The following is a 16,867-nucleotide window of genomic DNA, read 5'->3' as shown; positions in this document are numbered from 1 at the left end:
GAAATTATGAAATCGAGCATTACTAAAAAGTCACACACTGGCATGATTGTAATCGCTGCGAGATTCCTCCCGATAGCTATCGGGATGGCCTTTAAAAGACAAATTATAAACACATGAAAAAAATAATCTTAACCTTCTTTATCGCGGCTTTTGCATTCGCTGCACAAGCACAAGTAAAAACTATCGGAATCAAGACATCTGCCATCTGCGAGATGTGCAAGGAAACACTGGAAAAGGATCTCACCTTCGAAAAAGGAGTGAAATCTGTGAATCTGGACTTGGAAACCAAAGTGTTGAATATCGCTTACCTAGACTCCAAAACTGATCCAGACAAACTCAGAAAGCGAGTGACGATGGTAGGCTATAATGCCGACTCACTTAAGCGCGATCCAAAAGCCTACGCAAAACTGGATGAATGCTGCAAGGACGGCGCCCACGATGACGATATCCCAAAGAAAAAGGATAATTAAGTATTCGAAAGCTTCTCAGAAATGGGAAGCTTTTTTTGTGGATATTTAACCACCGAGTTCGCAGAGAATTTCGCGGAGGTCACAAGATTTAGGCTTGAAATTTTATAGCAATACCACCCTTTCAGGGTTCGAATGGCCGTTTTCCTTGCTCTATTTCTAAAATCATTTCAACTCTTCGAGGTTTGAAAATATCTCTATTACCCTAAGAATTAGGGGAAAAACCCCTCTACTAAAATAACAAAGCCAGATACTACAGAATAAATATTGGGAAATCACCACTGCTTTCTGATTCATCAATCCCGAAGGGATGTCATTAGTATAGATTTAAAAGTTTCCAAGGCAATATCACCCTTTCAGGGTTCGAATAGCCGTTTTCCTTGCTCTATTTCTAAAATCATTTCAACTCTTCAAGGTTTGATAATATCTCTATTACCCTAAGAATTAGGGGGATAATTCTTCTACTAAAATTACAAAGCCAGAAAAAAAAAAGATTCGGCAATCACTGCTCCTTTCAGATTCACTAATCCCGAAGGGATGTCATTAGTATAGAAAAATTAAATAAACCTATGTCAGGAACCCTGAAAGGGTGGCATTATAGAGTATCATCAAGAAAATCAAACAAATACTTCTCCTCGTGATCAATTTCAAATTTTTTCAAGAATGCATAATACTCATCTCTAAAACTGACTTTCTTATGGTGATTTTCTTGATTTAAGATATACTTATAAACTTGATTCAGTTGAGAATGTGAATAGGAAAATACTCCATATCCATCTTGCCAGTCAAAATGGTTTTGAACAAACCCCCTCTTATTAATAAAATTGGATGAATTATTCTTCACATCTCTTATCAAATCAGAAATTGACATTGATGGCTTAAGTCCTACAAAAACATGCACATGATCAGAAACTCCATTCACTATAATTGACTTTTGTTTCTTCCCTTCTATTATACCTGAAATATATTTAAACACCTCCTCTCTCCACGGCTTCAACAGGAGATTTTCCCTTCCTTTTACTGCAAAGACATATTGTAAATAAACCTGAGAAAATGTGCCAGCCATAATTAGATCAATTAAAAAACAATTCAATTTATAGAAAATCGATATAATTACACCCCTTCAGGGTTAATCCAAAAATAATCAATACTCCCTCTATAATACTTTCACCTCTTCGAGGTTTACTTGAATCAATTTATAAAAATCATAACCTCACACCAACACCAACTCAAACGATCTGAATGCATCAAGCATTGGATCAGATGGATCAAGTTCTGTCACCAGGGTATGAACAGCTGTCATGTCACAGGTCTTGTATTTTTGTACGGAATGAAGCTTATCAGAAACAGTAAGTATCACGGTCTTTTTCGCCGCTCTGATCATCGCCTGCTTCACCTGAATCACCTCCCAATCAAATTCAGTCAATCCAAACTGAGCGTCCAGATATCCGGTACCCAGTATGCACATATCTACACGGAGTTGCGCAAGCGCGTTTACTACCGTTCCTCCCACTGCGAATTTCGCTTCGTGTAAAAGTTTACCACCGAGAAATATCACCTCCACATTTTCATGATCAAGCAAGGCCATCGCCACATGAAGACTTGGGGTAAAAACAGTTAAATCCAACTTTTTAGGAATAAGCTTAGCCACTTCCATATTGGTAGTACCACCACTCATTAGGATCACTTGTCCATCTGAAAGCAGCGACACCGTTTTTTCGGCTATGGATATTTTCTTGGACTTCAGATAGATATTCCCGTCGTCTTTGGTGAAGGTCATAAAGCCAAAGGATGTAGCCCCACCGTGAACTTTCTTTAGCTTTTTCTCGCTATCCAGCTCCTTTACATCACGTCTAACAGTATCTATTGACACATTTAAAGAGTCCGATAAATCATTAAGTAAAACCCTGTGGTGCAGGTGTACTTGATCTAAAATATACTTCTGTCTTTCTTCTTTGAGCATGGAATAATATTTTTCAGTTTGGGAAAGTAAGAAAAACAGCAAAAACTTGCAAAAATAATCATGAGTTGAAATATCTGGCAAAAAATTGCTCTCTTTCATTGCCTATCCTGCAATTTTCTGGGTAGTTTAGCTGTGCAAAGCAATGCTGTTCTACTTTGAATTCGAATATCAAATCCTGTATAAAACCATGAAGTTCAATTCATTAAATACGATTTTCCTTTACACTTTAATCTGCATTCTTTCACTTTTTCAGATTTCCTGCAGCCCAAAACCCACTTTCCGAATAATAGAAAAACCTATCACTTGGAATAAGGAGAGAGAAAATTTATCCTTACAATACCTGAAAACCCGTCATGATCTGGATAAAAAAACTGCAACTATCAACCCCAAAATGATAGTAGTTCACTGGACTGCAATTGATAATATCGAGATGACTTTTGATGTTTTTGATCCGCCAATATTAGGCGGCAGAGCGGATTTAACTGGCGCTAGCAACCTTAATGTTTCTAGCCAATTTCTGATTGATCGGGACGGCACGATTTTTAGACTACTGCCTGACACTACTTTCGCCAGGCATACCATTGGGTTGAATTACCTTGCAATAGGAATAGAAAATATCGGAAGCGATGACATGCCTCTTAACAAGAAGCAACTGAAAGCCAACGAAGAACTAATCAGATATTTGGATATAAAGTATAACATCGACTATGTAATTGGCCATCATGAATACCAAAATTTCCAAACCACTGATCTTTGGAAAGAAGCCGATCCAGACTATCGCACGGTAAAAACCGATCCGGGAGATGACTTTATGAAGAAACTCCGAAAAAATCTGTCTGACTTAAATTTGAACCCTGTACCAACGCTCTGATTACCCGTTTATGCAATTCCATTCTAGGCACCTTTTTATAATTCTTGCCTTCGGGCTCTTCCTTTCTTCCTGTAAATCACAAAAAACCATTACTCCCGCGAGTAAACCAAATGGTACCATAACGACTTCACCAAATACAAACCCTGGCGCAAATCTTCCAATAAAATCCCTGCCAATGGCTCCGGTTGCTTTACAGCCGTTGACCTTTCAAATGCCAGAAATGCCACGAGAATTTCGGGGAGTTTGGATTGCCACCGTTGCTAATATCGATTGGCCTATTTCACCGGATGACGCATACGAAAAGCAAAAACGTGATTTCATCAATCTGCTTGACTACTACAAAAACCTAAATTTTAACGCAGTCATAGTCCAAGTACGAACAGCAGGGGATGCTTTCTACCCAAGCAGTTTGGCTCCATGGTCCAAATACCTGACAGGAAAACAAGGGCAAGCTCCAAACACAACTGAAAATCCACTTACCTGGATGATCAATGAATCCCATGCCCGAGGATTGGAATTTCACGCTTGGCTGAATCCTTATCGGGCAACAATGAACCTAAACACCTCTGATCTTAGCCCAGAGCACGACTATAACTTGCATCGTGACTGGATGCTGAAATACGATACCAAGTATTACTACAATCCAGGTTTACCAGCAGTGCAAGCACATTTATTGGCAGTGATCAAAGAAATCGTGGATAATTATGACATAGACGCTATTCACTTTGATGACTATTTCTACCCTTACAAAGTAGCCAAACTAGACTTCCCGGATAAGTCAACCTACGATAGATATAAAAAACCTGGACAATCTCAGGACGACTGGAGGCGTGACAATGTCAACCAATTGATTCTAGCGCTGAACCAAACCATAAAGCAGAGTAAGCCTTGGGTGCAATTTGGGATTTCACCTTTTGGAGTTTGGAGAAATCAAGACAAAGATCCGAAAGGCTCCCCTACCCGCGCGGGACAGACAAACTATGACGATCTCTATGCGGATGTCTTGCTATGGATGAAAAATGGCTGGGTAGATTACATGATCCCCCAACTCTATTGGAGCATGGACCATAAGCTGGCTTCGCATAGAATCCTGAATGACTGGTGGGCAAAAAATCACTTTAATACCAATATCTACATTGGAAATGGACCGTACAAAATCCGTGATGATTCTGATGCTGCTTGGGACAATCCACGCGAGATTAATACGCAGATCTCTTACACCCGAACGCTTCCGACCATTCAGGGAAATGCCTTTTTCTCCGCAAAATCCATGAAAATCAAAAATCAGGATGTAGCACAACTACTAAAAAAAGAGCTTTATAACGAACCTACTTTACCGCCAGCATTCCAGCCAAAAGGTCCTTCTGTGATAGATAGCCCGGTCGTGTTCAGTGTGGAAGCCAATTCAGAAAAGACAACTATTCGCATGGCAAATCCACTTGATCCAGCCATCAGATACGCACTGATCCAAGGGGCAAATGAGTTGAGCCAGTTGGCTGAAGCCGAAATTCATCCGGTGTGGGTCGGTGGTATGCGAGCCAGAACTTTAGAAGTAAAAAGTCTAAATACAACATACCTAGCCATCCGTTGGATCGACCATTACGGAAGAATTGTCCAAACCCAAGTTTACCAAATACCTTAAATCCCCACTTATGCAAGACATGCTTGTCCGTTTAACCGGTTTACCGGATGTTTCTTTAGAAGAAGCAGGGTTATTGAAAAAGGAGAAAGTGGTCTTTCGAAGAGCAATTGCTCCAGAGAAGCATTTCGTAAGCAACTGGGTTTTGGAGCATTTTGGTGAGTATTGGCAGTCAGAAGTAGAAGTCGCTTTCAGCAGGCAGCCGGTCGCTTGTTGGCTGGCGCAAAGAGGAAATGATATCATAGGTTTTGCATGCTATGAAAGCACTGCGCGTAATTTCTTTGGTCCCACAGGCACATTAGAGTCCGAGCGAGGAAAAGGAATCGGTAAAATCCTCCTGATCAAATCACTGGAATCCATGAGGGAAATGGGTTATGTCTATGCAATCATTGGCGGTATCGGACCGGCAGAATTTTACGAGAAGACAGTAAATGCAAAAATAATAGAGGGTTCAGACATCAGTATCTACGAAAACCTGATTCGAAAATCATGAGTAAAACCACCCAAAAAAGCCCTTGGATCTGGATTCCTTCCCTATACATGACAGAGGGAATTCCTTACATCGTCATCATAGTAGTCTCAGTCATCATGTACAAAAAGCTCGGTGTCTCCAATTCGGACATTGGGTTGTACACCAGTTTACTCTACCTCCCTTGGGTAATTAAACCCATCTGGAGCCCGATTGTGGATCTTTTTGGCACAAAGAGAAAATGGTTCCTAAGCATGCAATTAGTTCTTGCACTTGTCTTTTTAGGCGTTGGACTTACCACTTCGGGCAGTAACTTCTTCTTTATGACTTTGGCTTTCTTCTGGATGGGAGCATTTGCTTCCGCCACAAATGACATCGCTTCCGATGGAATGTATCTGATCGCTCTGAAGCCTGAGCAGCAATCCTTCTTCGTGGGGCTAAGAGGTACTTTCTACAGAATTGGAATGATCACAGGTCAAGGCCTGATCGTGATGGTAGCCGGTTATTTGGAAACTTCACTTGGTGACAACAGTAAAGCTTGGTCCTATACTATGATTATTGTAGCCGTATTGATGCTTCTTCTCACCACTATCAATTATTTCTTTACTCCAAAAGTTGAAGAAGAATCAACGGAGAAAACTACTCGAGAAGCAAGTTTCGGAAAGGTATTCAGCACCTTCTTCACCAAGAAAAACATTGGAATTTCCCTTGCATTCGTCTTACTCTATAGACTTGGAGAATCACAATTGGTGAAGATGGCTTCCCCATTTTTACTCGATGTCAAAGAAAAAGGAGGATTGGCTTTGAGTACTTCTGAAGTTGGTTTTATGTATGGAACCATCGGCGTGATTGCCTTGCTTTTGGGCGGAATTTTAGGTGGAATCGCCATTTCCCGAGATGGATTGGGCAAGTGGATGATCCCGATGGCACTTTCGCTCAACCTACCTAACTTGCTATACATCGCGTTGGCGCATTTCCAACCAGAAAATATATTCTTTGCTGGAAGCGTAGTGGTCATTGAGCAATTTGGCTACGGATTCGGATTTGCTGCCTACATGATCTTCCTGATTTACCTGGCCGAAGGGCTTTTCAAAACCTCCCATTATGCCCTAGCAACAGGCTTTATGGCCATGGGAATGATGTTCCCAGGGATGATCTCCGGCTACATCCAGGAATGGCTAGGCTACACAGGGTTCTTCATTTGGGTAGGTATTGCTATGATTCCAGCACTGGCAATCGCTGCAAGCGTGAAGTATCCGAAGGAGTTTGGGAAGAAACTAGATTGATTTCGGAATTCGGATTTACGATTTACGAGACTCACAGGCACTCCAATCAACCTCTTAGACTCTTTATCTTCTGACAAAAAAAAATTTCCAATCTTTCAATTTTCCAATCTTCCAATGAACCTGAATCAAAAAATCGCCCAATGCTTTTCACCTGCAGCATTTATTCATGACACGGAGGAAAATTATCAAGCAATAGAAAAACTCATTCTTGAACAGGAAATCGGTGGGTTGACATTTTTTCATAGCCGACATTCTGCAGCTGCAAACTTCGAAAAGCGGGCGGAAGTACTTGATGTGAGCGGGACTTTGGAGAAAATGATTGCGCTGATCAATCGCTATCAAGCTATTTCAAAAACACCCTTGCTCATCAGTATTGACGGAGAATATGGACTGGCGATGCGAATCGAAAAAACTCCACAATACCCTTTCGCTATTACCCTTGGAGCAATTAAGGAAAATGCGACAGAACTGATCGAAGAGGCTGGATATAGAATAGGATTGGATATGAAAGCTGCCGGAATTCATCTGAATCTAGCTCCTTGCTCCGATGTAAATACCAACCCAAACAATCCTGTGATTGGCTATAGATCTTTTGGAACAGACCCTAAACAGGTAGCTGAAAATTCTTTGGCTATGTATCGAGGTATGAAAAAAGCTGGAATTGGCGCTTGTTTGAAGCATTTTCCTGGGCATGGAGATACGCAAGTGGATTCTCATCTGGGACTTCCGGTGATCCAGAAAACCAAAGAAGAACTGGAAAAAGAAGAACTTCTACCCTTTCAAGTTGGAATAGACCAAGGGATTGAGATGATCATGGTTGGGCACTTGGCAGCACCGGCTTTATCATCAGGAAAAGAAATCGCTGCAAGTATCTCTCGAGAGATCATTACTGATTTACTGAAAACTGAGATGGGTTTCCAAGGTTTGGTAATCTCTGATGCGCTAAATATGAAGGCTGTAGCAAACTTATTTCCTGAGCCCGGCCAACTCGAATGGAAAGCTTTTCATGCTGGAAATGACATACTTTGCTTTTCTGATCACGTGAAGGAAGGTATTGAGAAAATCGCTGAAAATGCTTCAGAAGATGAAATTGAAGCTGTTTTCGATAAGATCTGGAAGTTAAAGGAGAAGTTGGGAGTTTTAAATTTTAAGAAATTGGAGGTTCAGACGTTCAACTGGGAAAGTCATTCGGCTTTCCAATCTAAACTTGCTAAAGAATATGTATCCATCGTTTCTGGTAAAATTGACACGGTAGAATTGAGGAAATTGTCGGGTGAAGGAAAACTTGCTCTTCAGAGTTTCTACGATAAAGAGAAGTCAGTTTTCTTGCAAAAGCTTTATCAAAAATTCGCTTCAGAATTAAGTAGTAATTCGATTGAAAAAGCCGAAAAAGTAATCATTTCCCTTTTTGTCCCTTCTCACAAGCCGCTGAACAAATTCGGAATGGATCAGGAGACTTTAGCAGGAATCAAAAGCTTAGCTCAAGCCAAGTCATGCATTTTGGTTCATTTTGGAAACCCTTTGGCGCTAAAACATCTTGGAGATTTGAATGAATTTGAAGCAGTTATTTGTGGCTATCAGGCATTTGAAGAAGCTCAGGAGGTTGCCAGTTTTTTTTAAGCACAGAGCACGCTGAGGTTTCGCAGAGATCCACAGAGTTATAATTGGCTTTGTTGCTTCAGTTGTTAACTCAAGATTTTGTCATTACTTTCTTGTGAAAAGGTCTGACTACATTGCTCTTGGCTTGCTAATGATCTGTTGAAAGCCCTAAAAGTCCAGATTCTAGAGAAGCAAGACGACTAAAGCACTGTGCTCTCTGTGTCACCCTTTGCGGACTCCGTGGTTAAAAAAAGCCGGCTCCCTTTCGGAAAACCGGCTCAAAAGAAATCATCACGCATTTGCAACTGGGTTAATCAGCTACGTGTACATTCTGACTTCTAATATGAATTTTAGTTGGTTTAGTTATACTTATAATTGTTGCAAGGATTGTTCCAATGGCGTTTCAAGCGAATAAAGAGAGTTTTGCCATCTAGGCATGTGTAATTCTTGCGCAATCTGTTGAAACTATTTCACTACCAACATTGAGAAACAGGCTATTTTTTCACAAGCTCCCAGATCTCATATAGATAGTAATCTAGTTCTTCCTCCTCGTTCACCACTTTCACCAAAACTCTGTTAATTGGCAGAGTCATTTGAACCAAGCCTGAAGGACTTGTCAACTCTCCAGGTAGCTGAACTCCGTCCTTAAAAAGTATTACTCTTTGAAATTCGGGATCACGCATCCAAAAAGTTTCTCCATTACTTTTCCTCAATTCATTCGCTGCTTCTGAAATCTCCTTCACATAAATAAGCCCCAACAAATCCGAGTCGAATTTTAGTATTTTTTGATTTCTGGAATACAGCGGTGATTTATTAGAAAGACCCAAATTTGATTCTTTTAGCGGGATATCATCCAATGCTTCAAAAAATTCTTGCTTGACTGAGATCCTTTGAATTACATTCCAATTGATAGGATTATAAACAGTGATTTCATTATCAATAGAAGTAGTGAAATATAAATCTCCGTTCCTATCGTCCAAAGTAAAAATAGGAATAGCAACTGCTGGAAATTCTTCATTTTCAATCCCTTCATAAACTTTTCTACTAGACAACAAGACTTCCGATTTTATAGATTTACTAGCAACATCATAATATTCCACCATATTGGTTTTTGAAGGAATCCATTCAAGGCTTGTATTAATGGACATATTGGAAGCAGTCATAATAAAGGATACTTGAGATCCCTTAGTCAAAGGAACAAACTTGGACCAAGGTCCAGAATAAACTACAGTAGTACTTGTTGGTTCAAACCTTACTCTATCAATCAAATTGAACTCTAAGTCGTATTTCAAAAGCTCAATTGAAGTTTGTACCCATATATTCCCATCAGACGAAAAACCCATAGTCAATGCCGATGATTGGTAATCTTCTGGCCCTTCACCTTGACGCTTTTTGCTGGCTATAATATTCCCGTTTGCATCGAATACAGCCAGCTCTATGCCTTCAGACCGTTTATCAATAAAGCCAACAAAAATATCTTTCTTAGGGTCATAATCTCTAATTCCGACATCTGTAAGACTCTCTACACGGATTTCTTTGACTTTTTTGAAGGTATATTCCTGAGCAAAAAGAGTGAATGCCAAAAAAGTGGCACTTATATAGAGAGCAGTTTTTATGAGAACGATTTTCATGGGTTTATTCGATTGAAAATCAATCTAATAAAATAGCCCCAAAAACTAAATTTAATTCTGTCTTTAGTTCTCTACGCCAAACTCATACACGATCTCGTGAACATATTTTTCATCTGGAGCTAAGGTGGCTGAAGGAAAACTTGGCTTATTTGGACTATCTGGCCAAGCTTCTGGCTCCAGACAAAGAGCCCAGTGCTTCTCATATTTCTTGCCATCCGCGCCAGCAAAGCTGTTAAACCCGTTTGCAGTATATAACTGCACGCCAGGAGCCGTTGAGAAAACCTCCATCACTCGGCCACTTTCAGGATGCTTTACTATGGCAATCTTCTTCAACTCGGAGGAGTTTGCTCTCTTAGTCACATAATTATGATCAAAACCTTCTCCCAATGCGTCTAATTGATCACCCAGATTTTTTGGGGTTTGAAAATCAAAGGGAGTTCCGGCTATGAGTTTTATTTCGCCAGTGGGTATCTGCCCTGGCCCACCAGGGGTAATCGCATCAGCGAAAATCTGTAACTCGTGATCCCGCACATCGCCCGTGATTCCATTAAGATTGAAGTAAGAATGATTCGTCAAGTTCACGACTGTTTTCTTATCGGTAGTGGACTCAAAGCGCAGCTTTAGTTCGTTGCTACTCGTCAGTTCCATCCAAAGCGTAGTCATCAAATTCCCCGGAAAACCTTCTTCTCCATCCACACTCAAGTAAGTCATCTTCACTCCTACTGCACCTTGCTTCTTGTAGGTCTCAGGAGTCCATACTTTCGCCCCAAATCCTTTTACTCCACCATGAAGCGTGTTCTCTCCATTATTTTTTGTGATTTGAAAAGTCTCACCGTCCAGAGCAAAAGAAGCCGTCCCTATTCTATTTGCATACCTACCTACTGCAGCTCCAAAGTAAGGTCCATTCTTGGTAAAGTAGTCCTGGACATTCTCTAGTGCCAAGACAACATTTTCGAGCTTCCCATTTTTATCAGGAACTATAATCCTGGAAATAATCCCACCAAAATTGGTGAGTTCCACCTGCATCAAACCATTGTCAAGCGTGTATTTAAAAACATCCTGCCCTTCCCAATTCCCAACCTTTTCGCCTTTGATGGACAAAGAAGCTTCCTGTATCACAGTCATTTTGGTTTGCGAGAGACTTACTGTTACTGAGATCAATAGCAGTATTGTTACTAGTTGGATTCTTAGGTTCATGTTTTATGCAATGAAAAATTTGAAAATAGTAAGAACTTGTCCGCCTTGACGCATTGGGAAATTTCGGATCGAGGTACCTTTAGATCTCGTAAATCATAATTCGTAAATCAAAACTGCTCATCTCCTTTTATGATTTTCTTCAATCTTATTGATCTGTTTGTCTAGCTCATTACGATCATAAACTTTCCCTTTCATCACTACCATAACTGGTACTTTCAATGTATTCAGATCTACCAAAGGATTTTCCTGCACCAGTACAAAATCAGCAGAAGCTCCAGCTTTGATCACTCCCCACTCTCCTTCTTGGTCAAAATACTTTGCTGGATTTACAGAGCCAGTTTTCAGAATCTCATAATTAGACATACCGGCTTCGGACATCAGCTCAATCTCATGATGAATGGAAAAACCCGGAACGTTGAAGACCTGCGGTGAATCAGAAGTCATTAGGATAGGAACTCCAGCTTCGTGCATAGTCATGAATAATTCATTCCTAAAGTCAAGATAGGGTTGTACATTTTCTTTTGTCAAAGTCCCTCTTTCTTCATAAGGCGTCTTTGCATTGATCCAACTTTGAACTTGCTGAGCAGACATGTATTTCATTTCGGGGGCATTTCTATAGTCTTCAGCAGGTTTGTAGCCAAAGTACCGATCAAAAAGTGTCAAAGTCGGAGCCATCCATGCTCCTGTTTTCAAAGTCAAATCAACCAACTCCGGAAGCTTGCTCATATCTGCTTCTTTCACCAAAAGCATCGTAAAAGGCCCTGCTTTTTCCGGTTCCAAAACCTTGGAATAATCTGGCATCAGTGCTTCCACATATCCATCCATATGTTCGATGGATTTGTAACCATTCTCCAAACTTGCTTTTAAACCAACCGCCAAGGAAACATGTCCTCCGAAAGGAATTCCAAGTTCCTTTGCTGTTTTGGCAATAGCCAAAAACTCATCCATCTCCAATCCAGGATGCAATTTCAAATGATCATAGCCAGCAGCCTTTTCATCACTCACCATTTGCGCAGCTTGCTCGGGTGAAGAAACAGAGGAACCACTGAAAGAAGGCCCAGAAAGAAAAAGTCTCGGTCCATCCAACTCACCGGCATCAATTCTCGCCTTCAAAGGTAGATGAGAAGCATGCCCGATCATTCCTCTAATGCGAAGAACTCCATTTGAGAGATATAGCCACATAGCTTCCTCCTGGAGTTCAGTATTTCCATTTTGAGCAACTGGAATATGTGAGTGGAACTCGGCCAAGCCTGGATAAACATAGGCCCCACCTCCATCGATCACGGGATTTACTTTGAAATCAGTTGCATCTGACATTGGAACTATTTTGATGATCGTACCATCAGTCACCAAAATGGCTTGGTCGGCAAGCACCTGATCATTTTCCATGGATATTACATTCACATTGGAAATGTAGAAGGTTTGAGAAATCCCCGTCAAGCATGGGATTTGGAAAAACAGGAAAATCAAGAAAAGTAGCTTTTTCATAGTACAGAGAATCACATGGTTTACTCAATTTCGCTTTTATCGTGTCCCTAAACAATCCATCAGGAAAATATTAAGCTCATGAAGGAGTTAATTCCCAAGGCATCTTACTGTTTACCCTTAATTGGAATCTCCAAATACCTAAAAGCCTCTGAAAGCATATCGTTTACACTTTGAGAAATATTCAATTTTAAACCATATTCGGGTTCTTCCCATGTCTCAAACTGCGAGTCAAGCATGCCTGCTTTCATGTAGTGATTTTTGCGGGCAAGCATGCGATTCCAGATCAAATCCCGATCACCTTTGAGGTGAATCCAACGCACATCATCCTGCACTTTCAGTAATTCTCTATAGCTTTCCTTTAGAGCTGAGCATGCCAATACAGCACCGCCAGACTTCTCATGCACGATTAAAATATCAGCTAAGGCTTTAAGCCATGGCATTCTATCCTGATCGTTGAGAGGAAAGCCTTGACTCATTTTTTCGATATTTTCCTTTGGGTGAAAATTATCAGCATCAAAAAATGGCAATTCAAACTTGTTGGCTATCCCCGACCCAATGGTCGTTTTCCCTGTTCCCGAGACTCCTGTGACGATAATTAGCATGAATGAAAGTTAAGGAAATAATAAAATTATTTTCAACACTTCAGCCCCCAACGCCACTGACGAATTATAATATCAAGTATTAGAGAAACTTAGATCTTTAATGAAAAAAATTCCAGAAATAATAGAATTCACACGGACGTGACTCGAAAAATAAAACTTTTACAAAATTTTTGTAAAAGATCGTTTTATTAAAAAACATTTTTTAGATTTGTTTAGATAAGTAGCCTGAGTAAAAACCTCCTGATAGCAAGTTTTAAAAAGGAGAATCTTTCAAAAAGACTTCATTGCATAATTTGAATGATACTAATCACTCGGCACTTAACTAGTTGATTATAAACACAGTCCTAATAAACAAACCTGTCAAAACAGTATGCTAAGTAAGTATCCGCTTTCAGAAGTTGAAAAAAGTTTTCTTCAGGAATCTGGTGTAGAGAAAATCAGCACCCTAATTCCCTACCTTCAAGTTGACAATTTTCCGAAACTTGGCTTGCTTACTGCTTGTCGGTTTTTGGAGTGGGCAGCAGCAAATCCTGAAGGAGTAATCAGTTTGCCAACTGGTAAGACACCAGAATTTTTCATCAAATGGACACAGTTTCTACTTGACAACTGGGATAATAAAAAAGGAAAAGATGTCAGGGAAAAATACGGTCTGGGGAATACCAAAAAACCAATTCTCAAAGATCTGACTTTTGTACAGATCGATGAGTTTTATCCAATTTCTTCAAAGCAGAATAATAGCTTTTTTGACTACGTCAATAAGTTTTACATACAGGGATTCGGACTTTCGAAGGAAAAAGCCATTCTGATCAACTCAGATGAGATTCCGCTAGCTAACGGCCTTCATTTCAGTGCCGTTTTCCCAGACTTGAAAGTTGACCTTTCGTTGAGATTTAGAGACCCAAAAAATGATCTTGAAAAACTACAGCAGCAATCAATCTACAAGATTGACCAATGGTGTGGTGAATACGAACAGAAAATCAGAGACGCTGGAGGAATTGGCTTCTTCTTGGGCGGAATCGGTCCTGATGGACACATCGCGTTTAATACTCGAGGATCACACTTATTCTCTGTGACTCGTCTTACAGAAACCAATTTTGAGACCCAAGCTGTAGCTGCCGGTGATCTTGGTGGAATTGAAATCTCCTCCAATAGACTAGTCATTACAATTGGACTAGATACTATTGTATACAATCCAGATGCTGTAGCGATTATCATAGCTGCTGGTGAGGCAAAAGCAGGAATTGTAAAAGATTCTCTTGAAACCCCGCTGAATAATGTCTTCCCGGGCACTGTTCTTCAGAAGCTTAAGAATGGCCGATTCTATGTAACCAAAGGAGCAGGTGTAAAACTTACTGACTCTGTAGATTCATATTATCAGAAAGGTGAATGGACTTGGGAAAAGACAGAAAGATCAGTAATCGACCTGTGTAAGAAGCTTGGTAAGTACGGTCACAGGATCAAGTTATCAGACCTTAAGGCTGATAAATACACCAAATTAATTCCTGATTTATCTGAGGAAACGGTAAGCCAGGTAATGAAAAGCATTGAGAGCAAACTCGCTAAAGGCTTAGAACAAGAAAGTAATGAAGTGCTTCTTCATACTGGCCCGCACCATGATGATATTTCGCTTGGGATTCTACCTCACATCACAAATCAGCTCCATGAGCCAAGTAATGAAGCTCACTTTTCAGTATTGACTTCAGGTTTTACTGCAGTTACAAATACCTTTGTAATCGAAACACTTCTATCTACCAAAAAGCTACTCGATAATGGCCAGATTCAAATGGTCAATTTTGAGGATTTCTTTGACGTAGGATATAGTCTGAAAACTGACAAGGATGTTTATCACTACTTGACAAATGTAGCATCAGAAAAAGCAGATCAGCGTCTGAGAGGACTTTGCCACCGAGTGGTAAGAGCGTTGGTAATCGTTTATGAAATAAAAAATAAGTCTCAGCTACGCGAAACAATCAATGATGTAATCAGCATTCTGAAAAATAGCTACGATGGCGAAAAAAATTCCGCTAAAGTGCAGAAGCTGAAAGGAATGATTCGTGAGTTTGAAGAAGAGCTAGTTTGGGCTCACTTTGGAGTACAAGTGAAAAATGTACACCATTTAAGACTTGGCTTTTATACAGGAGATATTTTCACCGAACAGCCAGATAAAGATCGAGATGTAGAACCGATCGTGGAAATGTTTAGAAAAGTTAACCCTACGAAGATTAGTTTAACGCTCGATCCGGAAGGTTCAGGGCCAGATACACACTATAAAGTTCTTCAGGCAACTGCAGCTGCTGTGAAAAAGTGGGGTGAAGAGAAAGATATCAGTAAGCTCAGAATCATTGGATATAGAAACGTTTGGTTCAAATTTGAGCCTCACGAGGCCAATGTGATTGTCCCAGTTTCACTTGGAGATATGTCCGTGATGGAGGATTCATTTGCCAATTGCTACCTTAGCCAAGTCAATGCTTCTTTCCCGAGCTATTCTCATAATGGTAAATTCAGCACCGTTGCCAAAAGAATTTGGGTAGATCAACTGGACGCAATTCAACTCCTTCTAGGTAAGAATTACTTCTATCAGCACGAGCGTGCACAAGTTAGAGCTAGTCATGGGTTAATTTTCTTCCGTGATATGAATGTGGAAGAATTTTTAGCTACTGCTAGAGAATTAGAAAAATCAATTGAAGGAATGCTTTAATTGCAAGTACCGCGAAAGCTGCGGCTGTTTATTAGCCATAATAGTCACAGCTTTTCTATAAAACCTATCAACCTTATTAATTGTAGCGAATGGAAAAAGCCATTTTGGGATTAGATATTGGAGGCACCGGGATCAAAGGTGGTGTGCTAATTAACGGACATCTAGAAGATATCCGATCCATTGCTACACCTGCAAAAGAAAGTAAAGAGTATATCCTTGAATCCATTGCGGAATTCATTGAAACCTATTTGGTATATGACCTAGTAGGTATTGGCATTGGAATTCCCGGGTTAGTCGATGTACGAGAAGGCATAGTATTGGGGCTATCAAATATTCCTGCTTTTCAGCATGTAGAATTAAAGAAGTTTCTAACCAATCGTTTTGGAAAACCTGTCTTCATTAATAATGATGCAAATTGCTTTGCCTCAGGTGTCCATAAGTTTGGCGTAGGCCAAAGGTTTAACCATTTAGTAGGTCTCACGCTCGGAACGGGTATCGGTGGAGGCATTGTCATTAACGGCCACCTGTACAGTGGAGTAAACTCTGCCGCTGGTGAATGGTGTAGCTCAACCTATTTGGATAAGGACTTTGAGCACTATTGCAGTGGGAAATTCTTTGAAAGATCTTATAATAAAAAGCCTAAAGCTTTGGCCAAATTGGCCCTAGCTGGAGATCCAGTCGCCTTAAAAGCATTTGATGAATATGGCCACCATTTAGGAGAGCTTATCAAGCATATTCTTTATGCATTAGCGCCAGAGGCAGTTATCTTGGGAGGTTCTATCAGAAAAACGTATCCACTTTTCAAAGAATCTCTCTTTAAATCCATTTCAACCTTCAATTACCCTACGGTGATAGAAAGATTTGAGATTTTACTATCTGAAATGGATGAAACAGCAATTCACGGCGCAGTGGCTTTGGTAGAGTTAGAAAATGAAAACGAAGTAGTAAGTAATTAGA

The 16,867-nt window shown here is 40.2% G+C and carries 14 protein-coding genes; 8 read left to right on the top strand and 6 right to left on the bottom strand.

Going from position 1 to position 16,867, the window contains the following annotated elements:
• Window positions 1–113 precede the first annotated feature (113 nt).
• Window positions 114–470, top strand: coding sequence for a heavy-metal-associated domain-containing protein (locus LV83_RS11910; RefSeq protein ID WP_111611756.1), 357 nt, complete (start codon window positions 114–116; stop codon window positions 468–470).
• A 592-nt stretch (window positions 471–1,062) separates the two neighbouring features.
• Here the strand turns inward: LV83_RS11910 and tnpA are convergent.
• Both tnpA and LV83_RS11900 read right to left on the bottom strand, forming a co-directional pair.
• Window positions 1,063–1,533, bottom strand: coding sequence for an IS200/IS605 family transposase (gene tnpA / locus LV83_RS11905; RefSeq protein ID WP_111611755.1), 471 nt, complete (start codon window positions 1,531–1,533; stop codon window positions 1,063–1,065).
• Between the two features lie 147 nt (window positions 1,534–1,680).
• A complete protein-coding gene (locus LV83_RS11900) occupies window positions 1,681–2,430 on the bottom strand; it encodes a DeoR/GlpR family DNA-binding transcription regulator (protein WP_111611908.1) in 750 nt (249 codons plus the stop codon).
• 187 nt (window positions 2,431–2,617) lie between these two features.
• On the opposite strand from LV83_RS11900, the gene LV83_RS11895 reads away from it, so the two are divergent.
• The 5 genes from LV83_RS11895 (at window position 2,618) to LV83_RS11875 (ending at window position 8,315) form a co-directional block, all read left to right on the top strand.
• On the top strand, window positions 2,618–3,301 hold the full coding sequence (locus tag LV83_RS11895) for a peptidoglycan recognition protein family protein (RefSeq protein WP_111611907.1): 684 nt from the start codon (window positions 2,618–2,620) through the stop codon (window positions 3,299–3,301).
• Window positions 3,302–3,476: 175 nt separating this feature from the next.
• Window positions 3,477–4,943, top strand: coding sequence for a glycoside hydrolase family 10 protein (locus LV83_RS11890; protein WP_245947041.1), 1,467 nt, complete (start codon window positions 3,477–3,479; stop codon window positions 4,941–4,943).
• A gap of 10 nt (window positions 4,944–4,953) precedes the next feature.
• Window positions 4,954–5,433 carry a GNAT family N-acetyltransferase gene (locus LV83_RS11885; RefSeq protein WP_111611754.1) on the top strand — a complete coding sequence of 160 codons (480 nt, stop codon included), beginning with the start codon at window positions 4,954–4,956 and terminating at the stop codon, window positions 5,431–5,433.
• Complete coding sequence (locus LV83_RS11880) at window positions 5,430–6,695, top strand: MFS transporter (RefSeq protein ID WP_111611753.1); 1,266 nt, start codon at window positions 5,430–5,432, stop codon at window positions 6,693–6,695. Before LV83_RS11885 ends, LV83_RS11880 begins: the two co-directional genes overlap by 4 nt.
• A gap of 114 nt (window positions 6,696–6,809) precedes the next feature.
• Window positions 6,810–8,315, top strand: a complete 1,506-nt coding sequence (locus tag LV83_RS11875; protein ID WP_111611752.1) for a glycoside hydrolase family 3 protein — start codon at window positions 6,810–6,812, stop codon at window positions 8,313–8,315.
• 473 nt (window positions 8,316–8,788) lie between these two features.
• Here the strand turns inward: LV83_RS11875 and LV83_RS11870 are convergent, their stop codons facing one another.
• The 4 genes from LV83_RS11870 to LV83_RS11855 form a co-directional block, all read right to left on the bottom strand.
• The gene (locus tag LV83_RS11870) at window positions 8,789–9,925 is read right to left on the bottom strand and encodes a hypothetical protein (RefSeq protein ID WP_111611751.1); all 1,137 of its coding nucleotides are present in this window, start codon (window positions 9,923–9,925) and stop codon (window positions 8,789–8,791) included.
• Window positions 9,926–9,988: 63 nt separating this feature from the next.
• Window positions 9,989–11,122 carry an aldose epimerase family protein gene (locus tag LV83_RS11865; RefSeq protein ID WP_111611750.1) on the bottom strand — a complete coding sequence of 378 codons (1,134 nt, stop codon included), beginning with the start codon at window positions 11,120–11,122 and terminating at the stop codon, window positions 9,989–9,991.
• Between the two features lie 117 nt (window positions 11,123–11,239).
• Window positions 11,240–12,610: an amidohydrolase family protein gene (locus LV83_RS11860; protein ID WP_111611749.1), complete on the bottom strand. Its 1,371-nt coding sequence runs from the start codon at window positions 12,608–12,610 to the stop codon at window positions 11,240–11,242.
• A gap of 104 nt (window positions 12,611–12,714) precedes the next feature.
• Window positions 12,715–13,212 (bottom strand): gluconokinase, encoded by a 498-nt coding sequence (locus tag LV83_RS11855; RefSeq protein WP_111611748.1) that lies wholly within the window; start codon window positions 13,210–13,212, stop codon window positions 12,715–12,717.
• Between the two features lie 370 nt (window positions 13,213–13,582).
• Between LV83_RS11855 and LV83_RS11850 the strand changes: the two genes are divergently transcribed.
• Window positions 13,583–15,910, top strand: coding sequence for a PIG-L family deacetylase (locus LV83_RS11850; protein WP_111611747.1), 2,328 nt, complete (start codon window positions 13,583–13,585; stop codon window positions 15,908–15,910).
• A gap of 89 nt (window positions 15,911–15,999) precedes the next feature.
• Complete coding sequence (locus tag LV83_RS11845) at window positions 16,000–16,866, top strand: ROK family protein (protein WP_111611746.1); 867 nt, start codon at window positions 16,000–16,002, stop codon at window positions 16,864–16,866.
• The last annotated feature ends 1 nt before the right edge of the window (window position 16,867 follow it).

Source organism: Algoriphagus yeomjeoni (assembly GCF_003259505.1).
Taxonomy (GTDB): domain Bacteria; phylum Bacteroidota; class Bacteroidia; order Cytophagales; family Cyclobacteriaceae; genus Algoriphagus; species Algoriphagus yeomjeoni.
Note: the sequence above shows the minus strand (reverse complement) of the source record. Positions and strands in the feature narration are given on the sequence as shown.

Coding starts and splice junctions, on each gene's coding strand:
- LV83_RS11895 (WP_111611907.1), top strand. CDS start 2,618: ATGAAGTTCAATTCATTAAATACGATTTTCCTTTACACTTTAATCTGC.
- LV83_RS11855 (WP_111611748.1), bottom strand. CDS start 13,212: ATGCTAATTATCGTCACAGGAGTCTCGGGAACAGGGAAAACGACCATT.
- LV83_RS11875 (WP_111611752.1), top strand. CDS start 6,810: ATGAACCTGAATCAAAAAATCGCCCAATGCTTTTCACCTGCAGCATTT.
- LV83_RS11870 (WP_111611751.1), bottom strand. CDS start 9,925: ATGAAAATCGTTCTCATAAAAACTGCTCTCTATATAAGTGCCACTTTT.
- tnpA (WP_111611755.1), bottom strand. CDS start 1,533: ATGGCTGGCACATTTTCTCAGGTTTATTTACAATATGTCTTTGCAGTA.
- LV83_RS11890 (WP_245947041.1), top strand. CDS start 3,477: ATGGCTCCGGTTGCTTTACAGCCGTTGACCTTTCAAATGCCAGAAATG.
- LV83_RS11910 (WP_111611756.1), top strand. CDS start 114: ATGAAAAAAATAATCTTAACCTTCTTTATCGCGGCTTTTGCATTCGCT.
- LV83_RS11885 (WP_111611754.1), top strand. CDS start 4,954: ATGCAAGACATGCTTGTCCGTTTAACCGGTTTACCGGATGTTTCTTTA.
- LV83_RS11845 (WP_111611746.1), top strand. CDS start 16,000: ATGGAAAAAGCCATTTTGGGATTAGATATTGGAGGCACCGGGATCAAA.
- LV83_RS11865 (WP_111611750.1), bottom strand. CDS start 11,122: ATGAACCTAAGAATCCAACTAGTAACAATACTGCTATTGATCTCAGTA.
- LV83_RS11900 (WP_111611908.1), bottom strand. CDS start 2,430: ATGCTCAAAGAAGAAAGACAGAAGTATATTTTAGATCAAGTACACCTG.
- LV83_RS11880 (WP_111611753.1), top strand. CDS start 5,430: ATGAGTAAAACCACCCAAAAAAGCCCTTGGATCTGGATTCCTTCCCTA.
- LV83_RS11850 (WP_111611747.1), top strand. CDS start 13,583: ATGCTAAGTAAGTATCCGCTTTCAGAAGTTGAAAAAAGTTTTCTTCAG.
- LV83_RS11860 (WP_111611749.1), bottom strand. CDS start 12,610: ATGAAAAAGCTACTTTTCTTGATTTTCCTGTTTTTCCAAATCCCATGC.